The organism is Flavobacterium sp. LK-23 (assembly GCF_058135255.1).
The window spans coordinates 283,622-303,576 of the sequence record NZ_JBYUVT010000004.1; the positions used below are offsets into that span (position 1 = coordinate 283,622).

At 34.6% G+C, this 19,955-nt stretch carries 19 protein-coding genes; 5 read left to right on the forward strand and 14 right to left on the reverse strand.

The window, feature by feature from the left end; translation table 11 throughout:
• The first annotated feature begins 22 nt into the window (after positions 1-22).
• Together AC3Y25_RS08750 and AC3Y25_RS08755 are read left to right on the forward strand one after the other, a co-directional pair.
• A complete protein-coding gene (locus tag AC3Y25_RS08750) occupies positions 23-727 on the forward strand; it encodes a hypothetical protein (RefSeq protein ID WP_489902469.1) in 705 nt (234 codons plus the stop codon).
• A gap of 27 nt (positions 728-754) precedes the next feature.
• A complete protein-coding gene (locus AC3Y25_RS08755) occupies positions 755-1,378 on the forward strand; it encodes a class I SAM-dependent methyltransferase (protein ID WP_489902470.1) in 624 nt (207 codons plus the stop codon).
• A 122-nt stretch (positions 1,379-1,500) separates the two neighbouring features.
• Here AC3Y25_RS08755 and AC3Y25_RS08760 read toward each other — a convergent pair whose 3' ends face one another.
• Complete coding sequence (locus tag AC3Y25_RS08760) at positions 1,501-2,205, reverse strand: Crp/Fnr family transcriptional regulator (protein ID WP_489902471.1); 705 nt, start codon at positions 2,203-2,205, stop codon at positions 1,501-1,503.
• A gap of 176 nt (positions 2,206-2,381) precedes the next feature.
• Between AC3Y25_RS08760 and AC3Y25_RS08765 the strand changes: the two genes are divergently transcribed.
• The 3 genes from AC3Y25_RS08765 to AC3Y25_RS08775 all read left to right on the forward strand — a co-directional run bounded on the left by AC3Y25_RS08765 (position 2,382) and on the right by AC3Y25_RS08775 (position 8,361).
• Positions 2,382-5,900 (forward strand): molybdopterin-dependent oxidoreductase, encoded by a 3,519-nt coding sequence (locus AC3Y25_RS08765; RefSeq protein ID WP_489902472.1) that lies wholly within the window; start codon positions 2,382-2,384, stop codon positions 5,898-5,900.
• 290 nt (positions 5,901-6,190) lie between these two features.
• Positions 6,191-7,621: a rubredoxin gene (locus AC3Y25_RS08770; RefSeq protein ID WP_489902473.1), complete on the forward strand. Its 1,431-nt coding sequence runs from the start codon at positions 6,191-6,193 to the stop codon at positions 7,619-7,621.
• A gap of 131 nt (positions 7,622-7,752) precedes the next feature.
• Positions 7,753-8,361 (forward strand): hypothetical protein, encoded by a 609-nt coding sequence (locus AC3Y25_RS08775; protein ID WP_489902474.1) that lies wholly within the window; start codon positions 7,753-7,755, stop codon positions 8,359-8,361.
• 276 nt (positions 8,362-8,637) lie between these two features.
• Here the strand turns inward: AC3Y25_RS08775 and moaA are convergent, their stop codons facing one another.
• The 13 genes from moaA to AC3Y25_RS08840 form a co-directional block, all read right to left on the reverse strand.
• Positions 8,638-9,645, reverse strand: coding sequence for a GTP 3',8-cyclase MoaA (gene moaA / locus AC3Y25_RS08780; protein ID WP_489902475.1), 1,008 nt, complete (start codon positions 9,643-9,645; stop codon positions 8,638-8,640).
• A complete protein-coding gene (gene moaCB, locus AC3Y25_RS08785; protein WP_489902476.1) occupies positions 9,632-10,546 on the reverse strand; it encodes a bifunctional molybdenum cofactor biosynthesis protein MoaC/MoaB in 915 nt (304 codons plus the stop codon). Before moaCB ends, moaA begins: the two co-directional genes overlap by 14 nt.
• Positions 10,547-10,555: 9 nt before the next feature.
• Positions 10,556-10,987 (reverse strand): molybdenum cofactor biosynthesis protein MoaE, encoded by a 432-nt coding sequence (locus AC3Y25_RS08790; RefSeq protein WP_035648088.1) that lies wholly within the window; start codon positions 10,985-10,987, stop codon positions 10,556-10,558.
• A gap of 165 nt (positions 10,988-11,152) precedes the next feature.
• Positions 11,153-12,229, reverse strand: coding sequence for a molybdopterin-synthase adenylyltransferase MoeB (gene moeB / locus AC3Y25_RS08795; RefSeq protein ID WP_489902477.1), 1,077 nt, complete (start codon positions 12,227-12,229; stop codon positions 11,153-11,155).
• Positions 12,230-12,240: 11 nt separating this feature from the next.
• Positions 12,241-12,480, reverse strand: coding sequence for a MoaD/ThiS family protein (locus AC3Y25_RS08800; protein ID WP_489902478.1), 240 nt, complete (start codon positions 12,478-12,480; stop codon positions 12,241-12,243).
• 2 nt (positions 12,481-12,482) lie between these two features.
• Positions 12,483-13,271: a uroporphyrinogen-III C-methyltransferase gene (cobA, locus tag AC3Y25_RS08805; RefSeq protein ID WP_489902479.1), complete on the reverse strand. Its 789-nt coding sequence runs from the start codon at positions 13,269-13,271 to the stop codon at positions 12,483-12,485.
• Between the two features lie 6 nt (positions 13,272-13,277).
• Positions 13,278-13,850, reverse strand: a complete 573-nt coding sequence (locus AC3Y25_RS08810) for a molybdenum cofactor guanylyltransferase (RefSeq protein ID WP_489902480.1) — start codon at positions 13,848-13,850, stop codon at positions 13,278-13,280.
• A 177-nt stretch (positions 13,851-14,027) separates the two neighbouring features.
• Positions 14,028-14,774 (reverse strand): sulfite exporter TauE/SafE family protein, encoded by a 747-nt coding sequence (locus AC3Y25_RS08815; protein WP_489902481.1) that lies wholly within the window; start codon positions 14,772-14,774, stop codon positions 14,028-14,030.
• 176 nt (positions 14,775-14,950) lie between these two features.
• Entirely contained in the window at positions 14,951-16,123 is a 1,173-nt protein-coding gene (locus tag AC3Y25_RS08820; RefSeq protein ID WP_489902482.1) for a molybdopterin molybdotransferase MoeA, read from the reverse strand.
• A 163-nt stretch (positions 16,124-16,286) separates the two neighbouring features.
• Positions 16,287-16,541: a DUF6755 family protein gene (locus AC3Y25_RS08825; RefSeq protein ID WP_379795276.1), complete on the reverse strand. Its 255-nt coding sequence runs from the start codon at positions 16,539-16,541 to the stop codon at positions 16,287-16,289.
• Between the two features lie 11 nt (positions 16,542-16,552).
• Positions 16,553-17,065 (reverse strand): Rieske (2Fe-2S) protein, encoded by a 513-nt coding sequence (locus AC3Y25_RS08830; protein WP_379795275.1) that lies wholly within the window; start codon positions 17,063-17,065, stop codon positions 16,553-16,555.
• A 10-nt stretch (positions 17,066-17,075) separates the two neighbouring features.
• Positions 17,076-17,645 (reverse strand): 4Fe-4S dicluster domain-containing protein, encoded by a 570-nt coding sequence (locus AC3Y25_RS08835; RefSeq protein ID WP_379795274.1) that lies wholly within the window; start codon positions 17,643-17,645, stop codon positions 17,076-17,078.
• Positions 17,646-17,662: 17 nt separating this feature from the next.
• Entirely contained in the window at positions 17,663-19,879 is a 2,217-nt protein-coding gene (locus AC3Y25_RS08840; RefSeq protein WP_489902483.1) for a molybdopterin oxidoreductase family protein, read from the reverse strand.
• Positions 19,880-19,955: the final 76 nt, after the last annotated feature.

The following is a 19,955-nucleotide window of genomic DNA, read 5'->3' on the forward strand; positions in this document are numbered from 1 at the left end:
ACATCAAATCAATAATACAATAATGAAGAAACTCGCAGCCTTACTATTTATTATTTCTATTATACTATTTACAAGCTGTAAAAAGGAAATTTCAGATCTGGAATTTGAAAAAAAAGTAATGACCGAAATTTTTCCGAGCTTAATTGATTCAACTTGCATGGATACAAGGCTATTTACTAACTTTCCTCCTGAGTATGGTGAATCAATATTTGATAAAACAGGGCATTATATTGGTGTTGACAGCACAAAAGCAACAAAAGAGCAAAAACAAAAATTATTGGAATGGAAAATTAATACTGAAAAAATTAAAAAGGACACTTCTAAAATCATAATAGCATTTAATCCTATAATTGAATATAGCAACGAAGATTTAAAAGAATATCTTGAAAAACACTTTAAAAATACCAAAGCATTTGTTCCAAAAGAAAAAATTTACAATGAATACATCCTTGACTTTCAAAAAATCAAACTCAATAACAGATTTGAACTACGACATATAAATCAGTTCCCAAAAGAAAGAGGCATAATTTGGCTGACTAAATACAACTTCAATTTTTCAGGTGCTATTTTCTTTTCGAGAATACAATTTGATCAAAATAAAAAATTTGGTGTTTTAAATGGTGGATTTGCATGCGGAAGGCTTTGTGGACAGGGATTTAGAATTTATATAAAAAAAACAGATCAAAAGTGGATAATAGATAAAATTGAAGAAACGTGGGTTTCTTAAAAATAAACTTTAAATTTAATTTAATAAATGAACAACACTTGGACTCAGCGTTGGGATGACCGTTATAAAAGCGAAGAATTCGCATACGGCGAAGAACCCAACAATTATTTAAAAGAACAAATTGAAAAATTAGAAACAGGCACTATTCTTTTTCCTGCTGAAGGCGAAGGAAGAAATGCCATTTTTGCAGCGAAATTAGGCTGGGAAGTTGCCGCTTTTGATATTAGCGAAGAAGGCAGAAACAAAGCGCTTCGTTTGGCAGAAAACAATAATGTTTCTCTTGATTATCAAGTTGGCGAACTGGAAACTTTAGATTTTCAGGAGGGACAATTTGATGCGATTGCTTTAATCTATGCACATTTTCCCGCTACCATAAAATCTGAAATTCATAAACAACTTGACAAACTTTTACGAAAAGATGGGATTCTAATTTTTGAAGCTTTCAGTAAAAAGCATTTAGAATACGTTACCAAAAACGAAAAAGTTGGCGGACCAAAAGATATCGAATCTTTATTTTCACTAGAAGAAATCAAAGCTGATTTCCCTAATTATGAAATCATTGAATTAGAAGAAAAAGAAATTGAACTCAACGAAGGCTTATTCCATAACGGAACTGGCTCTGTAATTCGATTTATTGGCAGAAAAAAATAAATCACACTCGACGGTAGAGACGCATGCGGTAAAGACGCACTGCAGTGCGTCTCTACAAAAAAAAAATCAAAATTTTTACATCAACATAAAACCTTAGCATCTTAGAATCTTAGCAACTTAGATTAAAAATACTTATGCTCCATAATTTCAGATCTCAACTCTAAAACTTCTAAAATCCCAACACGCTTTCCTTCTGTTTTAATCAATGCTTCTTTTTTAAGGCTTGATAAAATACGTATTGCTTGTTCTTCTGTAGTTCCTGCAAAATCTGCAATTTCTTTTCGCGAAAGCTCGATATCAATCAAACCATTCGTTTGTCCGAATTTGCGATGAATGTAAAGCAACAAATCAATTACACGTTCGCGAACATTCATGTGTGCAATCTTGCGGATATTGTTTTCGCTTTTGTTCAATTCTTCCGCATAAAACAGCATCAAAGCATAAGTAAATTCAGGAACTTGCTGTAAAATTTCCTGCATAGTTTCGTTGCTGAAGTTACACAAAACCGTATCTTCCAGCGCATAAGCACCAATGAGATAACGTTTGCTCGTTCCAAATCCACGGAAACCAATAATGTCACCATTTGCGGTTAAACGAACAATTTGTTCACGACCGTTAATTCCGGTTTTTACTGTTTTAGCCTTTCCTTTGCAAATAAAATAAAGACCTTGCAACGGCGCACCTTCTGTAATAAACTGATCTGTTTTTTTACAAGTAATACTTTGTTTTTTAGAAACATAACCTGCCATCTGTTCTAAATGCAGATGTTTCTTGATAAAACAATTTTCATTGACGCAGGAATAACAAACGGTTTGCTCTTCTTTCATGAGTCATAAATTTTAGCACATTAAAAACTAATTTGTTGTTCCTCATTTATTTTTACCAAAATTAAAAAAATAAATCTAAAAAATACGTATTAATACGTAAAAATACTTATTTTTGCGTAAGTACTTTTCTAAAGTCAGATCAATCAATAAAAATAGTATCTCTAAATAGAACTCTAATGCAAACTACGAAGATCAAAACTACCTGTTCCTACTGTGGCGTTGGCTGTGGTATAATTGTGACCAACGATGCAAAAAATGGAGTAATGGTCGAAGGCGACAAAGATCATCCTGTAAACAAAGGAATGTTATGTTCTAAAGGGATGAACTTGCACTACGTAGTTAATGATACCTCTGACAGAATTTTGTACCCTGAAATGCGCGGAAGTAAATCCTATCCATTGGAACGCGTCAGTTGGGATACCGCTCTTGACCGCGCTGCTGCAGTTTTTTCTTCTATTATAAAAAAACACGGACCAGATAGTGTTGGATTTTATATTTCTGGACAATGTCTAACTGAGGAATATTACTTAGTTAATAAACTTGTAAAAGGGTTTCTAAAAACCAACAATATAGACACCAACTCCAGACTTTGTATGAGTTCTGCGGTTGTGGGTTATAAAAAAACTTTTGGAGAAGATTCTGTTCCAATTGCTTATGATGATATTGAGTTGGCGGACACTTTTTTAATTACAGGAGCAAATCCTGCTTGGTGCCACCCTATTCTTTTTAGAAGATTAGAAAAACACAAAGAGAAAAATCCGAAAACCAAAATAATTTGTATCGATCCTAGAAGAACCGATACAGCTGCTTTTGCCGATTTACATTTGCAGATTATTCCAGGTTCAGATATTATTTTATATCATGCCATTGCCAAACGCATTATCGAAAAAGGTCACGTCGATAATGATTTCGTTAAAAATCACGCCGAAAATTTCAAACAATATAAAGACCTTGTTTTAGGAACTTCTCTTGAAAAAGCTTCAAAGCTTTGCGGAATTTCTGTAAACGATATTAAACTTGCTGCCGATATTATCGGAAAAGCAAAAGGTTTTATTTCGCTTTGGGCGATGGGATTAAATCAAAGTGCTGTTGGCGTTGATAAAAATACGGCATTGCTGAACTTATCTTTGTTAACTGGACAAGTTGGAAAACCAGGTTCTGGGCCATTTTCATTAACAGGTCAGCCCAACGCAATGGGCGGACGCGAAGTTGGCGGAATGGCAACACTTTTGGCAGCGCATAAAGACATTGCCAATCCAACACATCGTAAGGAAGTTGCTGATTTTTGGGGCGTTGACGAAATTTCAGACAAACCAGGTTTAACGGCAACAGAAATGTTTGAAGCCTTAGAATCTGGTAAAATGAAAGCTGTTTGGATTATCTGCACCAATCCGCTTGTGAGTTTACCTGACTCTAGAAGAGCCGAAAAAGCGCTTAAAAATGCAAAATTCGTAGTTGTTCAAGATATTTCGCATAATGCTGATACAGCCAAATTTGCCGATTTATTATTGCCTGCTGCGGGTTGGTTAGAAAAAGAAGGAACAATGACCAATTCGGAGCGCCGTATTTCATATCTGCCAAAAGGAATCAATGCTCCTGGAGAAGCACTTCCAGATATTGAAATCTTAATTCGCTTTGCTAAAAAAATGAATTTTAACGGATTCAATTTCAACAGCGCCGAAGAAGTTTACAAAGAACATTGTGCACTTACCAAAAACACGAATATTGATATTTCATTTTTAAATTATAATCGTTTAAAAAACGAAGGAACTTTTCAGTGGCCCGTTCCAGATTATAATCATCCGGGAACTCCACGATTATTTACCGATAAAAAATTCTATACGCCTTCAGGAAAAGCGATTTTTAATCTTCCCGTTTCAATCGAAAATACTTCGGTGCAGCCAAACGACGAATTTCCTTTTATTTTAACGACGGGAAGAATTCGCGATCAATGGCATACGATGACCAAAACTGGGAAAGTCTCTCGTTTGTTAACGCATATTCCAAGTCCTGTTTTAGAAATAAATCCGATTGATGCTTTTAAAAACGATATTAAAAATGGAGATATTGTGGTGGTTTCAAGCAAAAACGGAGAAGTTCGCGTAAAAGCAAAAGTAACCGATTCGATCAAAGAAAAGGTCGTTTTTCTACCCATGCATTGGGGGAAACAGCTTGAAAATGATTTAAATAGAACCAACAATTTAACGAATACTGTTGTCGATCCAATTTCAAAAGAACCTGATTTTAAGTTCACAACCGTTTCGATTAAAAAATACGTAAAACCATTTCAGAAAATTGCCATTGTTGGTGCTGGCGCGGCTTCTTTCCGATTCATTCAGAACTATCGCGAATTCAATTCAACTGATGAAATTATTGTTTTTTCTAATGAAATGAATCCGTTTTATAACCGTGTTTTGCTTCCCGAATACATGACAGGAGAATTCAGTTGGGAACAGCTTTTAAAAGTCAAAGACGGTGAAGCTTTCAATAAATTAAAAATAACAATGAAAGCAGGCGTTGCAATTGAAAAATTAGATTCAAAACAAAAAACAATTGTTGACAGTCAAGGCGAAATTCACACTTTCGATTCTTTGATTTTAGCAACAGGAAGCCGTCCGTTTATTCCTGAAAATGCACAGCTTCATCTTCCTGGACGTTTTACTGTTAGAAGAAAAGAAGATGCGGATCGTTTGAAAAAACATTTGGACAACACTAATCTTCCGCCAGAAGAACAGCATGTTGTCATTATTGGTGGAGGATTATTAGGTTTAGAATTGGCTGCGGCTTTAAAGCATAAAAAAGTAAAAACTACAATTGTTCAGAGAGCTTCACGTTTAATGGAGCGCCAATTGGATCTGATTTCAAGCAAATTATTGGCCGAAGAAGTACAGCTTCGTGACATTCAGATTTATTTTGATAATGAAGTCAGCACCGTTTTTGAAACCGATAATCCGAATGAAATTGAAATTGCTTTAAAGAGCGGAAAAATCATTACAGCAAATGCAATTGTGTATACGATTGGAACAATCCCAAATATCGAAATTGCTCGCGAAAGCGGTTTAGCCTGCGGACGCGGTGTAAAGGTAAATCAGTATTTACAAACTTCAAATCCTGATATTTTTGCGATTGGAGAAATAGCAGAATTTGATAATAAGTTATTCGGAATCACTTCTGCCGCCGAAGAACAAGCTGATATTCTGGCTAACTTCCTTGCGGGCGATATTAGCAGTTATTACAAAGGCTCGATTTTAATGAATATTTTAAAATTAGAAGACATTAATCTTTGCAGTATTGGCGATCTTAACATTCCAGAAAATGATGATTCCTACGAAGAAATTGTTTTTGCAGATTTGAAAAAACGTTATTACAAAAAATGCATTGTAAAAGATGATCTTTTGGTTGGAGCAATTTTAATGGGCGATAAAAACGAGTTTGCCGAATTTAAAACGATGATTGAAAGCAAAATCGAATTATCAGACAAACGAAATACGCTTTTAAGAGGAAGCTCAAATGCAAAACCAGTTTTAGGAAAATTAGTTTGTTCGTGCAGCCAAGTTGGAGCTGGAAACATCGAAGAAACAATTAAAAGCGGTGTAAGTGATTTTACGGATTTATGCAAAAACACAGGAGCAGGTTTAGGTTGTGGAAGCTGCAAAACGGAAGTAAAGGAAATATTGGCTAAGTGCAAGGTTTAGTTGCTTTTGTTATGTTGTGTTGATCTAAACGCAAAGTTCGCAAAGGTTTTTCGCAAAGTTTCGCAAAGAATAATATTCTCTGCTTAAAATTGTTTTCTATCGAAAAAAGTTCGTAAAGCTATGCGCTAAAATCTTTACCCAAAGCTTTGTGAACTTTGGCAACTTATTATAAAATAAAAAAACTTTGCGAAACTTTGCGAAAAACCTTTGCGAACTTTGCGGTAAAATTTATGTTCAAAGTAAAGCAACTTGAAACCTGAAACAAAGAAAACCTGAAACAAAAAGAAAAAATGGAACTAACTAGATTAATAGTAAAAGGAGGCGTTATTTCGCCAGGAGAACTTAAGGAAGTTGTAAACATCGCTTTGGAAGAAGGTTTGGATTCAATTTCGTTTGGTTCTAGACAAGATATTATTTTTCCTAAAGGATTTAAATCTTTGGATAAAAATACTTTAGGAAAGCATCATTTTGTTTTTCCAGATCAAAAAAGCGGCAACAATATTGTTTCTTCTTATGTTTCGACAGACATTTTCAGAAATACCAATTGGCTTACTGGAAATAGATTTTTATATATTTTGGAAGAATTTAAAGAACAGCCAAAATTAAAAGTTAATATAACTGATCCGAAGCAGCAATTAGTCCCTTTGTTTACAGGTCATTTGAATTTCATTGCTTCAGAACATGAAGATTATTGGTATTTATACATTCGTCTTCCAAAATGGGAAAAAATAGAAGTTTATCCTGTTTTAATTTACAGTTGGGATTTGGCTAAGATTTATTACGAAATCGAAAAAATTTCCGAAGAAGATACAATTGATATCGAACTGCTTTTTACCTTGGTCAGCGAAGCTTTAGACACCAACAACAGAACAATTGACAAACCACTGAATATCCCTTTTTACCCATTTCCGTATTACGAAGGAATGAACAGAATGGGAATTGATCAATATTGGCTGGGATTATACTGGAGAAACAATTTATACGATTTGGATTTCCTGAAAGAAATGTGCGATCTATGTTTTGAATGCAAAATCGGGAAAATCTGTATCACGCCTTGGAAATCTTTTATCATAAAAGGAATCCCGAAAGACCGAAAACTAGAATGGGAAAAATTCTTAGGAAAACGCGGCATCAATGTTCGACATTCACTACTAGAATTGAATTGGCATTTACCCGTTGCGATGGAATGGGCTTTAAATCTAAAAACTTTTTTGGTTAGAACATTAGATCAATTTGATATCAGTACGTATGGATTAAATTTCGGAATTTCAGAATACAATCGTGACGGGCATTATTTTACTTCGATTGTCATCGAAAAGAATGAACTTCCGATAGCTTTAGAATCCATAAAAATCAGAGATACTTATAATGTATTGTTCGCCAAGAATTTCGATCCAAATACTCGCGAATATATCGTGCATTCACAAGATATTGATAAGCTCGAACTGCCAACTATTTTAATTGAATTAAGCCGAAAATATTTTGAAGAACTAGGAAACACAACATCTGAAACAACCGAAAAACAACAGAAAAAAGAAAAACCACAACAGGATATTTACCAATGTCAGGAATGCTTAACGCTTTATAATTCAGAATATGGAGACGAAACTCAGGGAATTCCAAAAGGTCTTTTGTTTGAAAATCTTCCAGAAACGTATTGCTGTTCTCTTTGTGAAGCACCAAAAAGCAATTTTAGAATTTTGGAAACAGTTGAAAATTAATAAGTTCTACTATTTCTGTATTTAAAAATTGCGTATATTTAGCTTAACTAAGAATTTACGTTAAAGCATTATACTTCAAAAGCTTTAAAACCACTTGGTTAAGATCTATTTATTTAATAAAAAATACAGTTATGATAAAAAGAACAACACAATCTTCTGCTGATAAAGCTACCGATGTTCCGGCAGAAACAGCTGTAGAAAGCACTACAGAAATACAACCAGAAACTAAGACAACAATTAAAAGAACTACTAGGACTGCAGTAAAACCAGCAACTGCAAAAACAGCTACAACAAGAACGGCTGCTGCAAAAGCACCCGCAGCGACTGTTAAAACTGCTGCAAAAACACCTGTAAGAGCAGCTTCTAAAACAGCACCAAGACCTACGGTAAAAAAACCTGCAACAACATCTGCAAAAACAGAACCTATCGTTTCTGAGATTGTAGAAATTAAAACCAATGAGGTTGCAGAAAGCAAACCTGTTGTAACTGTTGAAAAAATTGGCAAAGAGAAAAACGACATAAAATCAAAGCTAAAAGCTAAACTTAAAGCAAAAAAAGAGAAAGAAAAGAAAAGAGAAAAAGCGATTAAAGCTGTTATCAAAAAATTAGAAAAAGAGAAAAAAGCAAAACTAAAAGCAGCCGAAAAGAAAAAAGAAAAGGCTAAAAAAGCGAAAGCGAAGAAAATTGCTGATAAAAAAGCAAAAGCTCAGAAAAAAACAAAAGCTAAAAAGAAAAAATAGTTTTGAGAAAGGTTAGACTTTAAAAAAGTTAAACCTTTTTTTTATTTTCATTAGCAATGTCACATACAGTTTGTCATTCTGATTTCTATGATAAAACTAGGAGGTTAAGGCTTCGACTTCGCTCAGCCAGACAAACCTTATGTCATCCCGAGCGAAGTCGAAGGACTTATAACGATGAGTCACTCATAACTCATAACTCATAACTCATAACTCATAACTCATAACTCATAACTCATAACTCACAATTCATAACTCACAATTCATAACTCATAACTCCTATCCCCCAATCGCAATCATACTGCGATTGTCAAAGTGTTTTTTAGGATCGTCCATTTCATCCATCGTAACCATTCCCGCGCGGACTTTCTTTTTGTTTTGAATGGATTCTGAAATTAACTCGGTAATCGATTCTCCATTTCTAAAAGCAGTCAGTAAATCGGTTTCTGAATTAGAGAAAAGGCAGTTTTTTATTTTTCCGTCTGCCGTCAAGCGGATACGGTTGCAGCTGTCACAAAACGGATTTGTAATCGAACTGATGATTCCGAAATCGCCTTGGAACCCTTTAATTTTATAATTTCTGGAAGTGAAGTTTTTTTCGTCTTCTAATTTCAGAATTTCTTCTGAAGAAAATGGAGTTCCAACTAAAGATAAAATTTCTTGTTGCGAAACCATTTTGCTTCTGTCCCACTCGTTTCCGGCAAAAGGCATAAATTCAATAAAACGAACCGAAATAGGCAGAAACTGAGTCAGTTCTACAAAATCTACAATTTCATTATCATTGAAACCTTTCATCAAAACCACATTTACTTTTACCTTAAAATCGTGATTTAAAAGCAAATGCAGATTGTCAATTACCTTTTCAAACTGGTTTCTAAGCGTTATAGAAGCAAATTTAGAAGCAACTAAAGTGTCTAAACTCAAATTAATTTTTTTGACTTTAAACTGCTTTAAAACATCAATATGGCGATCAACTAAGATTCCGTTTGTCGTCATAGAAAGTGAAATGCCAAGCTCTGATAATTTTGAAACAATTTGAGGAAAATCCTTTCTCAGCAAAGGTTCTCCACCTGTTAATCTTATTTTGTCAACACCATTTTTCACGAAAGTTTCGGCAATTGCAAAAATCTCATCAGCCGTCATTAAACTGGTTTTTGGAGATAAGGCGATCCCATCCGCTGGCATACAATACGTACAACGCAGGTTGCATTTTTCCAGCAGCGAAATGCGCAGATAATTATGCTTGCGCCCAAAACCATCCGTCAAAATAGTGTTAGAGGCTGTCATGATTTTTTCCTTTTAAAATATGAAAAACGTGCATTACGTGCGGAAAAACAGCATCCATTGATTCTCTTACGCCATTTGTTGAACCTGGCAAAGCCAAAACTAGACTTTTACCTAAAGTGCCCGCAACACTTCTAGAAAGCATTGCATATGGCATTCTCTGCTGACCGTAACTGCGAATGGCTTCTTCGATTCCTGGAATTCTACTTTCTAATAATGGTTCTAAAGCTTCTGGCGTAACATCTCTTGGAGATAATCCAGTTCCGCCTGTAAAAATAACCAACTGATTATCTTTAGCGAAAGCTTTTGTTTTTTCCTGAATAATATCCAATTCATCTGGAATGATTTCGTAATGCGAAGTTTCAACTCCGTATGAATCCAGTTTTTCTACAATTGTTTTTCCAGAACGATCTTCTTTTTCGCCCGCAAAAATCGAATCGGAACAAACGAAAACTGCCGCTTTAATTACATTCGGGAATTTATTTTTGAAAGACGATTTTCCGCCTTCTTTATTGATTAATTTAATAGTCGAAATTTCGATTTCTTTGTCAATTGGCTTTAGCATATCGTACATTGTCAATGCTACAATTGATGCACCGTGCATCGCTTCAACCTCAACTCCAGTTTTGTAAACGGTCTTTACTTTGAAAATAATATGAATATTTAAATCTTCGATATTGTACTCTACAGAAGTAAATTCAATTGGAAGCGGATGACAATCTGGAATGGACAAATGGGTGTTTTTTACCGCAAACAGTCCAGCCGTTTTGGCCATTTCAAACACGTTTCCTTTTGGCACTAAATTGTTGACAACAGCATCAATTGTTTCTTGCTTGCTGACTTTTACAATTGCGGTTGCTGTTGCGACTCTTAAAGTGCTTATTTTATGCGTAATATCTACCATTATAATTTCTTAGGTATTTTGTTTCCAAGTGAATGTATCGTTTTCGAACATTTCTTTGCCAAAAATCGGAACATCGGTTTTAATCCAGTTTACAATGGCTTCTGTAGCTTCATAAACTTGTTTGCGACGTGTTGCCGAAACAAAAACAAATAGACAGATTTCGCCTGCTTTTACAACGCCTAAACTGTGGTAAATGTGCATGCAGGTTAAATCGAATTTAGCAAACGCTTTTTCGCGGATTGCATACAAAGCTTCATTTGCCATGTCTGTATACGCCGAATAATCGATTGCTACGACAGTATTGTCGTGAATAACATCGGCACGGACTTGTCCCAGAAAAATATTATGCGCTCCAATTGTATGTTTTGATTGATGTTTAGCGATCGATTCCGCTATAAATTCAGGAGCAATTGGCCCTTCTACAAATACATTTTTACTCATTTTTATGTTTTTTTTGCCACAGATTACACAGATTAAAAGGATTTTTTTCTTTTTCTTTTGTCAGGCTGAGCGAAGTCGAAGCCCACGTCCAATTGGAACTCCCTTCGACTTCGCTCAGGGTGACATGCTAACTTATAATCCTTTTTAATCCTTAAAATCTGTGGCCTATAAATTTATCTCCGTTTCTAATAATTGTTTCATCGCTAAAGCACCACCAGCAATGCTTTTTATATTTTTAAATTGATGTTTTTGAAGCAATTCAGCTGCTATTTTACTTCTTATTCCAGATTGGCAAAAAACGTAAATAGTTTGATTTAAATTCAGTTTTTTAATTTCATTTTCTAGATTTACCAACGGAATCTGAAGACTGTTTTTCAAATTTATTTTTGGTAGTTCGTCTTCATTTCGAACATCTAAAAAAAGAACCTTATCGTTTTCTATTTCATCCAAAATAAGCTCAAATTTTATTTCTTCAACCTGATCTTCAAATGAATTATATTTCTTTTCAAAATCTTCTTTGGTCATTTCTAGTTCTGAACTTTTTTCGAAATCATATTTCTGTTGCTCATTTTTCAAAATATTATAAACCAGAATCTTTCCGCTTAAAACTTCTCCAACTCCTAGAATCATTTTTATGACTTCATTCGCTTGAAACATTCCAATAATTCCAACCGAAACTCCTATTACACCAGCATCTTCGCAATTTAATGCACTATTATTTTCATCTGGATATAAGCAGCGATAGGTTGGTCCGTTTTGATAATTGAAAACCGAAACTTGTCCTTGAAATCTAAAAATAGATCCGTAAACCATTGGTTTATGGGTTGCGAGACAAGCATCATTAATCAAATATTTAATTGCAATATTATCTGTTGCATCAACAATAATATCATAGTTTTCAAACAGCGAAATAGCATTTTTTGCCGATAACTTTTCTGCAAAAACATTCACTTTAATAAGCGGATTCAGTTCTAAAATCATCGCTTTTGCTTCAGCTGCTTTTGATTTTCCAACTGCTGAACTTTTATAAATTACCTGTCTATGAAGGTTCGAAATTTCGATAAAATCATCATCAACAATTCCGATTTCACCAACTCCTGCACCTGCCAAATAAGGCAGAATTGCGGCTCCCAAACCTCCTGCACCAATAACCAAAACTTTAGATTTCAGCAATTTGTACTGGCCATCCTCTCCTATTTCAGGAAGAATAATTTGTCTGTTATATCGTGAAGTTTCGCTCATTAGGTTTGGTTTTAGCCTCCGGCAAATGGTGGCAATAATGCTACAATATCACTAGTATGTAAAGTATAATCTGAAGTTTTAGAAACTATTTTCTGATTTACAGCAACGCTGAAAGTCAGCGAATCAAACTCGTATTTTTCGTTTAAATCCTGTAATAGTTGCTGCAATGACAATTCTTCCAAAAAAGATAATTTTTCGAATTCACATTTTGTTTTTTCAGCAACAGCTCCAAAATATTTAACCTCGATCATTTTTATAAATTTAAATTCTGAAAAATAAATTCGTCTTCAAAGTGTTCTTGAAAATACGAAATCCAACTTGATGTATTTCTTACTACTTCGCCAATTACAATAATGGCAGGCGATGATATATTTTTTTCAGCCACCAATTTAGTAATTGTATTGATAGTTCCAATTACTTTTTGCTCTGAGTTTTTTGTTCCATTCTGGATAATCGCAATGGGTAGATCGTCATTTCTGTTTTCTTGATAGATCGAAATGATTTCGTCTAATTTATGCATTCCCATTAAAATAACCACCGTTGCTGCCGATTTTGATGCTAACAAAATATCTTTTGATAATTTATGATCTGAAGTCGTTCCTGTAATAACCCAAAAACTTTCGGCAACTTTGCGTTGTGTCAAACTGATTCCGACTGAAGCAGGAACTCCTAAAGCAGATGAAATTCCAGGGACAATAGCCGTCTCGATTCCGAAATCTTCTGCAAATTCGATTTCTTCACTTCCTCTTCCAAAAACAAACGGATCTCCGCCTTTTAAACGTACAACATGTCCATAACGATTTGCCATAGAAACAATCAATTCGTTAATCTGGTCTTGTGTGTAAGCATGACAGCCCAAACGTTTTCCAACAAAAACAATTTCTGCATTCGATGTATATTCCAGTAATTCTTCGTTTACTAAAGCATCGTACAAAACCACATCGGCACTTTTTAAAGCTTTTATGGCTTTTATAGTAATTAATTCAACGTCGCCAGGACCTGCTCCTACAATCGTCAATTTTGGTGTTTTTAAATTTCGCATAGTCTTTTAAGTTAAATTGATATTCAGGTCGTTTAACTCGTCGGCCGAATTAATATTGGTTAAATGAAAGTTCTCGCTTTCTTCTATATTGATAATCTGATGTGGCAGTTTGGCTAGCAGATCCATCAATTTTAATTCATTAGAATCAATTGCTTCTTTTATAACTGGAACAATGTTTTTTGAATAAATTCCGATTAACGGATGGGTTTTACTTTCGGAAGCAAAAACTGTAATTCCTGCTTCTTGCGTATGTTTTGAAATTAATTCCTGCAATAATTCGGTTGAAATTAACGGAATATCACAGCTTAAAATCAAATTGAATTCGGTTTCAGAATGTGATAAAGCGGTGTAAATTCCGCCCAGAGGCCCTTTGTCTACAACTAAATCCTGTATTTTTTGATAAGGTAAATAATCGTATTCTTTTGATCCCGTAATTAGTTTAATTTGATCTGTAATAGGCAAAATCGCCTGAATGATATGCTCAATAAAAGGTTTATCTTGAAACAAAACCAATCCTTTTTCTGACTGCATTCTGGTGCTTTTTCCTCCGCAAAGAATAAATACTGTTAGTGTTTCCATGGTCTTTTTTGTTTCAGGTTTTTAAGTTGCAATGAGTTTTTTTTTTACCGCAAAGCGCGCTAAGTTTTTTATTCATTTAACTTTTAAATTAAGTTCGCAAAGCTTTGCGAACTTTACTATTTTAAAAACCGCTTTTACAAAACCTTGCGTGCTTTGCGGTTAAATTCAATTTTATTTTCAAGGAAAAATCAATTTAACACTTGCCATTAAAATCACTGTTCCTAATACCATTTTTAATGTTCTGTTGGAGAAAGATCCACTTCCGTAAAAACCTCCTAACATTCCTCCTACTACAGCAATTGGAACGAGATAGAAACTTTCCATCGGAATTGTTTTTCCTCCTAAAAAGAATCCCATCATTCCCGCAAATGAATTCACAAAAATGAATAAACTCGATATTGCTGCCGATTCTTTTACTGATGCCCATCCTAAAAATAACAGAATCGGACTTAATATAATTCCGCCGCCAATTCCTAGCATTCCAGATAATAATCCGATGGCAAAACCAATTGCCAAAGCAAATGGAAGATTTATTTTTACTTCTTCTTTTTCTTTAAAATTAAAAACTCCAAACAATCTCAATGCCGCAAAAACCAATACAATACCTAAAACAATTTTATAAATCGTATTATCTAAGGTTATAAAACCGCCAATAAATGCCGCTGGAATCGATGCTATTGCAAACGGATAAAAGAGCTTTGGTTTGAAATAATTGTTTTTATAATAAAACAAAAATGAAATACTCGAAACAAACAAATTCAACAGCAAAGCCGATGGCTTCATTACCGAAACCGGAAAAGCAAAAATGCTCATCAATGCCAAATATCCCGATGCTCCGCCGTGCCCTACACTTGAATATAAAAATGCTATTATAATTAAGGCAAAACTGAATAATAGTATATTTTCGGAAGTTAGGAGATTCATGTATTTTGTTTTATTTGTTTCAAGTTTAAAGTTTCAAGTTTATTGCTATGTGTTTTTATTTATATAGCGCTTTTCGTTTTTTATGCAAAAATCTTTATTCTTTATTCTTTATTCTTTATTCTTTATTCTTTATTCTTTATTCTTTATTCTTTATTCTTTATTCTATCTAAAAAACTCTAATCAATTGGTAGAATCGTTACCGACTCGCCTTTTTTGATATTTTCAACATCTTCTGGTACTATTACTAATCCATTCGCTACAGCAAAAGAATTTAGCATTGCAGAACTTTGTCCATCTAAAATTTCAACACTTGTTTCATTATATAATGCTTTTAAAAAAAGTGTTTTACCTGTGTTATTTACAATGTCGTTGTCTAATTTTCGAACAATCTTTTGTAAATGTGTATTAGAAAAACCCATTCTGTTATTGACTGCTGGATATACATAAATATAAAAATTAGTCAGAGACGAGGCTGGGTTTCCAGGTAGCGCAAAAACCAAAGTATCTTTTTTAGAACCAAAAAACATTGGTTTTCCAGGTTTTTGATTAATCTTGTAAAAAAGCTCTTCTACTCCATTCTTCAACAATGCTTCTTTTACAAAATCATAATCCCCAACAGAAATTCCGCCAGATATAAGCACAATATCATTCTTTTTCAGAATAGACTGCAATGCTTTTTTTGTTGCTTTTAAATTGTCTTTAACAGTATGAACTTTAATTTTATTAATTCCAATAGTCTGCAGTGCAGCTTGAAGCATTAAAGAGTTACTTTCGTAAATTTTACCTTTTGAAAGTTTTTTTCCTGGTTTTACTAATTCATTTCCTGTGACTAAAATAGCCACTTTTGGTTTTTTATAAACTGTTATTTCTGTAATTCCTAAACACGCTAAAAAACCAATTGCCGCCGGCGTAATCAATGTATTAGCTTCGAAAACAACATCATTTGCTTTTATCTGTTCGCCTTTGTTTCTTACATTGGAAAATGGTTCTGGCATTTTTGCAATCAAAATTGAATCTTCGCTTGCCATGACATGTTCCTGCATAACCACGGTATCTGCATCATTAGGAACATAAGCACCAGTAAAAATACGAACAGCTTCTGTCGGTTTCAATTTGAAATTGGAATGATCTCCAGCTTGCGAAATACCAACAATATCATATTGATGTCGAATGCCGTGCTTAAATGCGTATCCGTCCATAGCCGATTGGCGAAATGGTGGCATATTGATTGGCGAAATTACTTTTTCTGCTAAAACATATCCCAGTGCTTTGCTGACAGGAATACTTTTCAAAGGCATTTTAGTACTATTCGCTTCAATAATTGCTATGGCTTCTTCAACTTTAATCATTATCGGTATGTATTAAAAAGCAAAAAATACTTATCACAAATATAAGTACTTTTACTTAGTTTGAATTATTAATAATCTTAATTCTTTTAAAAAATATAAATTTAATGCATTTACCGTTAATTGATTTAGAAAAAACCAAAATATCTTTAAGAAATTAAGGATTTTATTTTCTTTCTTTTTTGAAATTTCCCTTAGGAAGATAATACAACCATGAAAAACCAATAAGAAACAGGATTGCCGAAGCGATAAATGCTGGTATTAAAATTTCTTTATTGTTATCTAATGCATTATTTAGAGAAGCATACAAAAGCCATATTTGTATACTGACGTTTAAAATTAAAATAAATATAAGTGTTGAAAGTATGTTATTCAACTTATTTGGGTTTGAATTGTTCTGGCCTGTTCTAAAATTACTCATATCTTTATTTTTTAGCTATCCTTTTTCTCAATAAATGCTTTCACAAAAACAGCATTTTCTTTAAAAATCACTTCTAATTGTGGCAAAGCTCTTGGCGGTGGTCCTGCGATTACATCTCCCGTCATGGCATCAAATGAACCTTCGTGACAAGGACAATGTATAATCCCAGTTCCAGGTTTGTAGAATACGGAACAAGAAAGATGTGTACACTTTTGTTCGTATGCTTTAAACTCACCATTTTCTAAGTGAATCAAAATATACGGAATCGTACTCCCTTCCAAAACAAAACCTCTTGTACCGCCTACAGGAACATCTTCTTTATTGCAAATAAAATGCTCGCCCTGAACTTCTTCTTTTGGCAATAAAAATGCTTTTGCAGTTACAAAACCACTTCCAACCATTAATCCGCCAGAAACAAAAGTTAAAAATTTAGCAAAATCGCGTCGGCTGACTTGAGTTGATTCTTGTTTTTTTATTGGAAAATCTTTTTTCCAGTTTTGATTTAAGTTATCTTCTTTAGACATGACTCGATATTTAATAAATTCTTAATTCTGTACTTCCTTTTGGCATCATAATGTTGACTTTAGTCTTAACTTTCTCTTTGCCAAAAATGAAATTATTAATTGGTGTGCTATTGGGTCTCATTTCTTCTATTTCATTTCTTGTTCCGTAAAACAAAGCCCCACTTGGACAGACGGTTGCACACATTGGCTTTTTGCCCACGCTTGTTCTGTCGTAACACATTGTACATTTCATCATCAAATCGTATTCTTCGACTTTTTTTGGAACCCCAAATGGGCAGGCCATTACACAATTTGAGCAGCCAATACATCTTTCTGTATTGGCGGTGTGCACGACTCCAAATTCGTCCTGAGAAATAGCATCTGCAGGACAAACATTGGCACAAACCGGATCTTCGCAATGCATGCAAACCTGTACTGTGGTTTGAATTGTGGCAGCACGATCAACATAATTTACACTGATCAAAGTTTGCTGACCATTTGTTTCACATTCAGCACAGGCCATTTCACAGGCTTTACAGCCAATACAGCGTTGCATATCTACAAAAAATTCCTCGCTGGTATTAAAATTGGTTAAATTCATAAGTTCTTTTTTACAGATTAAACGCTTGCATATGCATCAGATTCGTTAGAAGGCGGAGCCATTGTTCCCAGTGGTTCCAATTGGCACGCACAAACTTTAAATTCAGGCATTTTAGAAACAGGATCTAGTGTAGCAATAGTTAATTGATTTGCTGATTTTAGTCCTGGCCAGTGATAAGGTACAAAAACAGTATCCTCCCTAATTGTTTCTACAATATTTGCTGGAAAAATTCCTTCTCCTCTTCTTGTTGATACCTTCACTAATTCTCTTTGTTTTATTCCGTATTTTGTTGCCAGATCTGGATGAATTTCTACAAATGGCTCAGGAAATTGATCTACTAATTTTCCAATTCTACGGGTTTGTGTTCCGCTTAAATATTGAGAAACCACTCGCCCAGTAGTCAAAGTAATCGGATATGCATTATCTGTCACTTCACTTGGCAATCTATAGGGTGCTGGGTTAAAATGCGCTTTCCCATCTGGAGTTTTAAACTTTTTATCTTCCCATAGCCTTGGAGTTCCTGGATGGTCTTCTGTCGGGCAGGGCCAAAAAACTCCCATATTATCTTCTACTTTTTTATAAGAAATTCCGAAATAATCTGCTGTACCTCCTTTCGAAGCCACGCGAAGTTCATTAAAAATGGCTTCGCTATTGTCATAGGTAAATTTATCTTCCTCTCCCAGTCTTTTGGCAATTTCTAATAGTATAGAAGTATCTGTTCGTGCTTCTCCTGGAGGCGTTACAGCTTGTCTAACTCTTATAACACGCCCTTCTGCAGAAGTTGTGGTTCCTTCTTCTTCTTCCTGTAAAGAACCTGCCAAAACAATATCGGCATGGCGAGCAGTCTCATTTAAAAAGAAATCGATGCAAACATAAAACTCTAACTTTTCCAGCGCCTCTCGCACATAACTATTATTTGGAAGAGAAACTAATGGATTAAAACAAATCGAAAGTAAACCTTTGATTTCTCCTCTATGAATAGCGTCAATTATTTCATAAGCCGAAAGTCCTTTTCCAGGCATATCTCTCTCATCGATCCCCCATACTCCAGCAATGTATTTGCGATGTTCTGGGTTTTCTATATCTCGATTCCCTGGCAACTGGTCGCATTTATGACCGTGTTCCCTTCCACCCTGTCCATTTCCTTGTCCGGTTATTGTTCCATATCCGCAATAAGGTCTTCCAATTCTTCCTGTAGCCAAAACTAAATTGATACACCCGACCACATTATCTACTCCTTTAGAATGCTGTTCGATGCCTCGCGCATGAAGTAAAAAACTTGTCTTAGCTTTACCCCATAATTCTGCTGCTTCCTTAATTTTGTTTTTATCAATGCCTGTTATTTCCTCTGCCCATTCTAATGTATAATCTTTCACAGCGTCTATCGTTTCCTGAAAACCTGATGTGTAATTATCTATAAAATCATGATCTAGCATGTCGTGATCTACCAAATATTTCAACATGGCACCGTACAAAGCAGAATCTGTTCCAGGTCTTATATCCAAATGAATGTCTGCTGTTCTGGCTAGCGGAATCATTCTTGGATCAATTACAATTAGTTTGGCACCACGGTCTCTTGCTTTCCAAATCCAGTGTGTTAATGTTGGAAAAGTTTCACTGATATTTGCTCCTGTCACAATAATAACTTCGGCATATTCGAGGTCTGAATAATTATTTGAAGCACGATCTAAACCAAAAGCTTTTTTATTGCCCGCACCAGCGCTCACCATGCAAAGTCTTCCATTATAATCCAAATTCTTTGTTTTAAGGGCTACTCGTGCAAATTTTCCGACTAGATAACTTTTTTCATTACTCAGTGATACTCCTGAAAGCATTGAAAAAGCATCTTTTCCATATTTTTCCTGAATTCGTTTTATTTCCGCAACAGTTTTATCCATTGCAGCATCCCATGATATTTTTTCAAAACCTTTTCCTTCAACTCTTTGTATAGGATGTAAAAGTCGGTCAGGATGATTGTTCTGAAGATAACGTTGTACGCCTTTTGGACACAAACGGCCTTCGTTAAAAGGAAATTCCATCCAAGGTTCAAAACCAACCACCTTATTTTCTTTAACTAATAATTGAATACCGCACTGCATTCCGCAAAAACAACAATGTGTTTTTACAACCTCATCTGGTTCATCTCTTCCTTCATAACCGTCAAGAGGCGCGTAATTTTTATGAGGTCCGAAAACTTCTATTATTTTTTCTGCTGATACTGGTAATTTTGCCATGCTTATTTTGTTTTTTTGTTTAAAGTTTCAGGTTTCAAGCTATCTACAGATTGTGCAACTTGGAAACCTAAAAAGT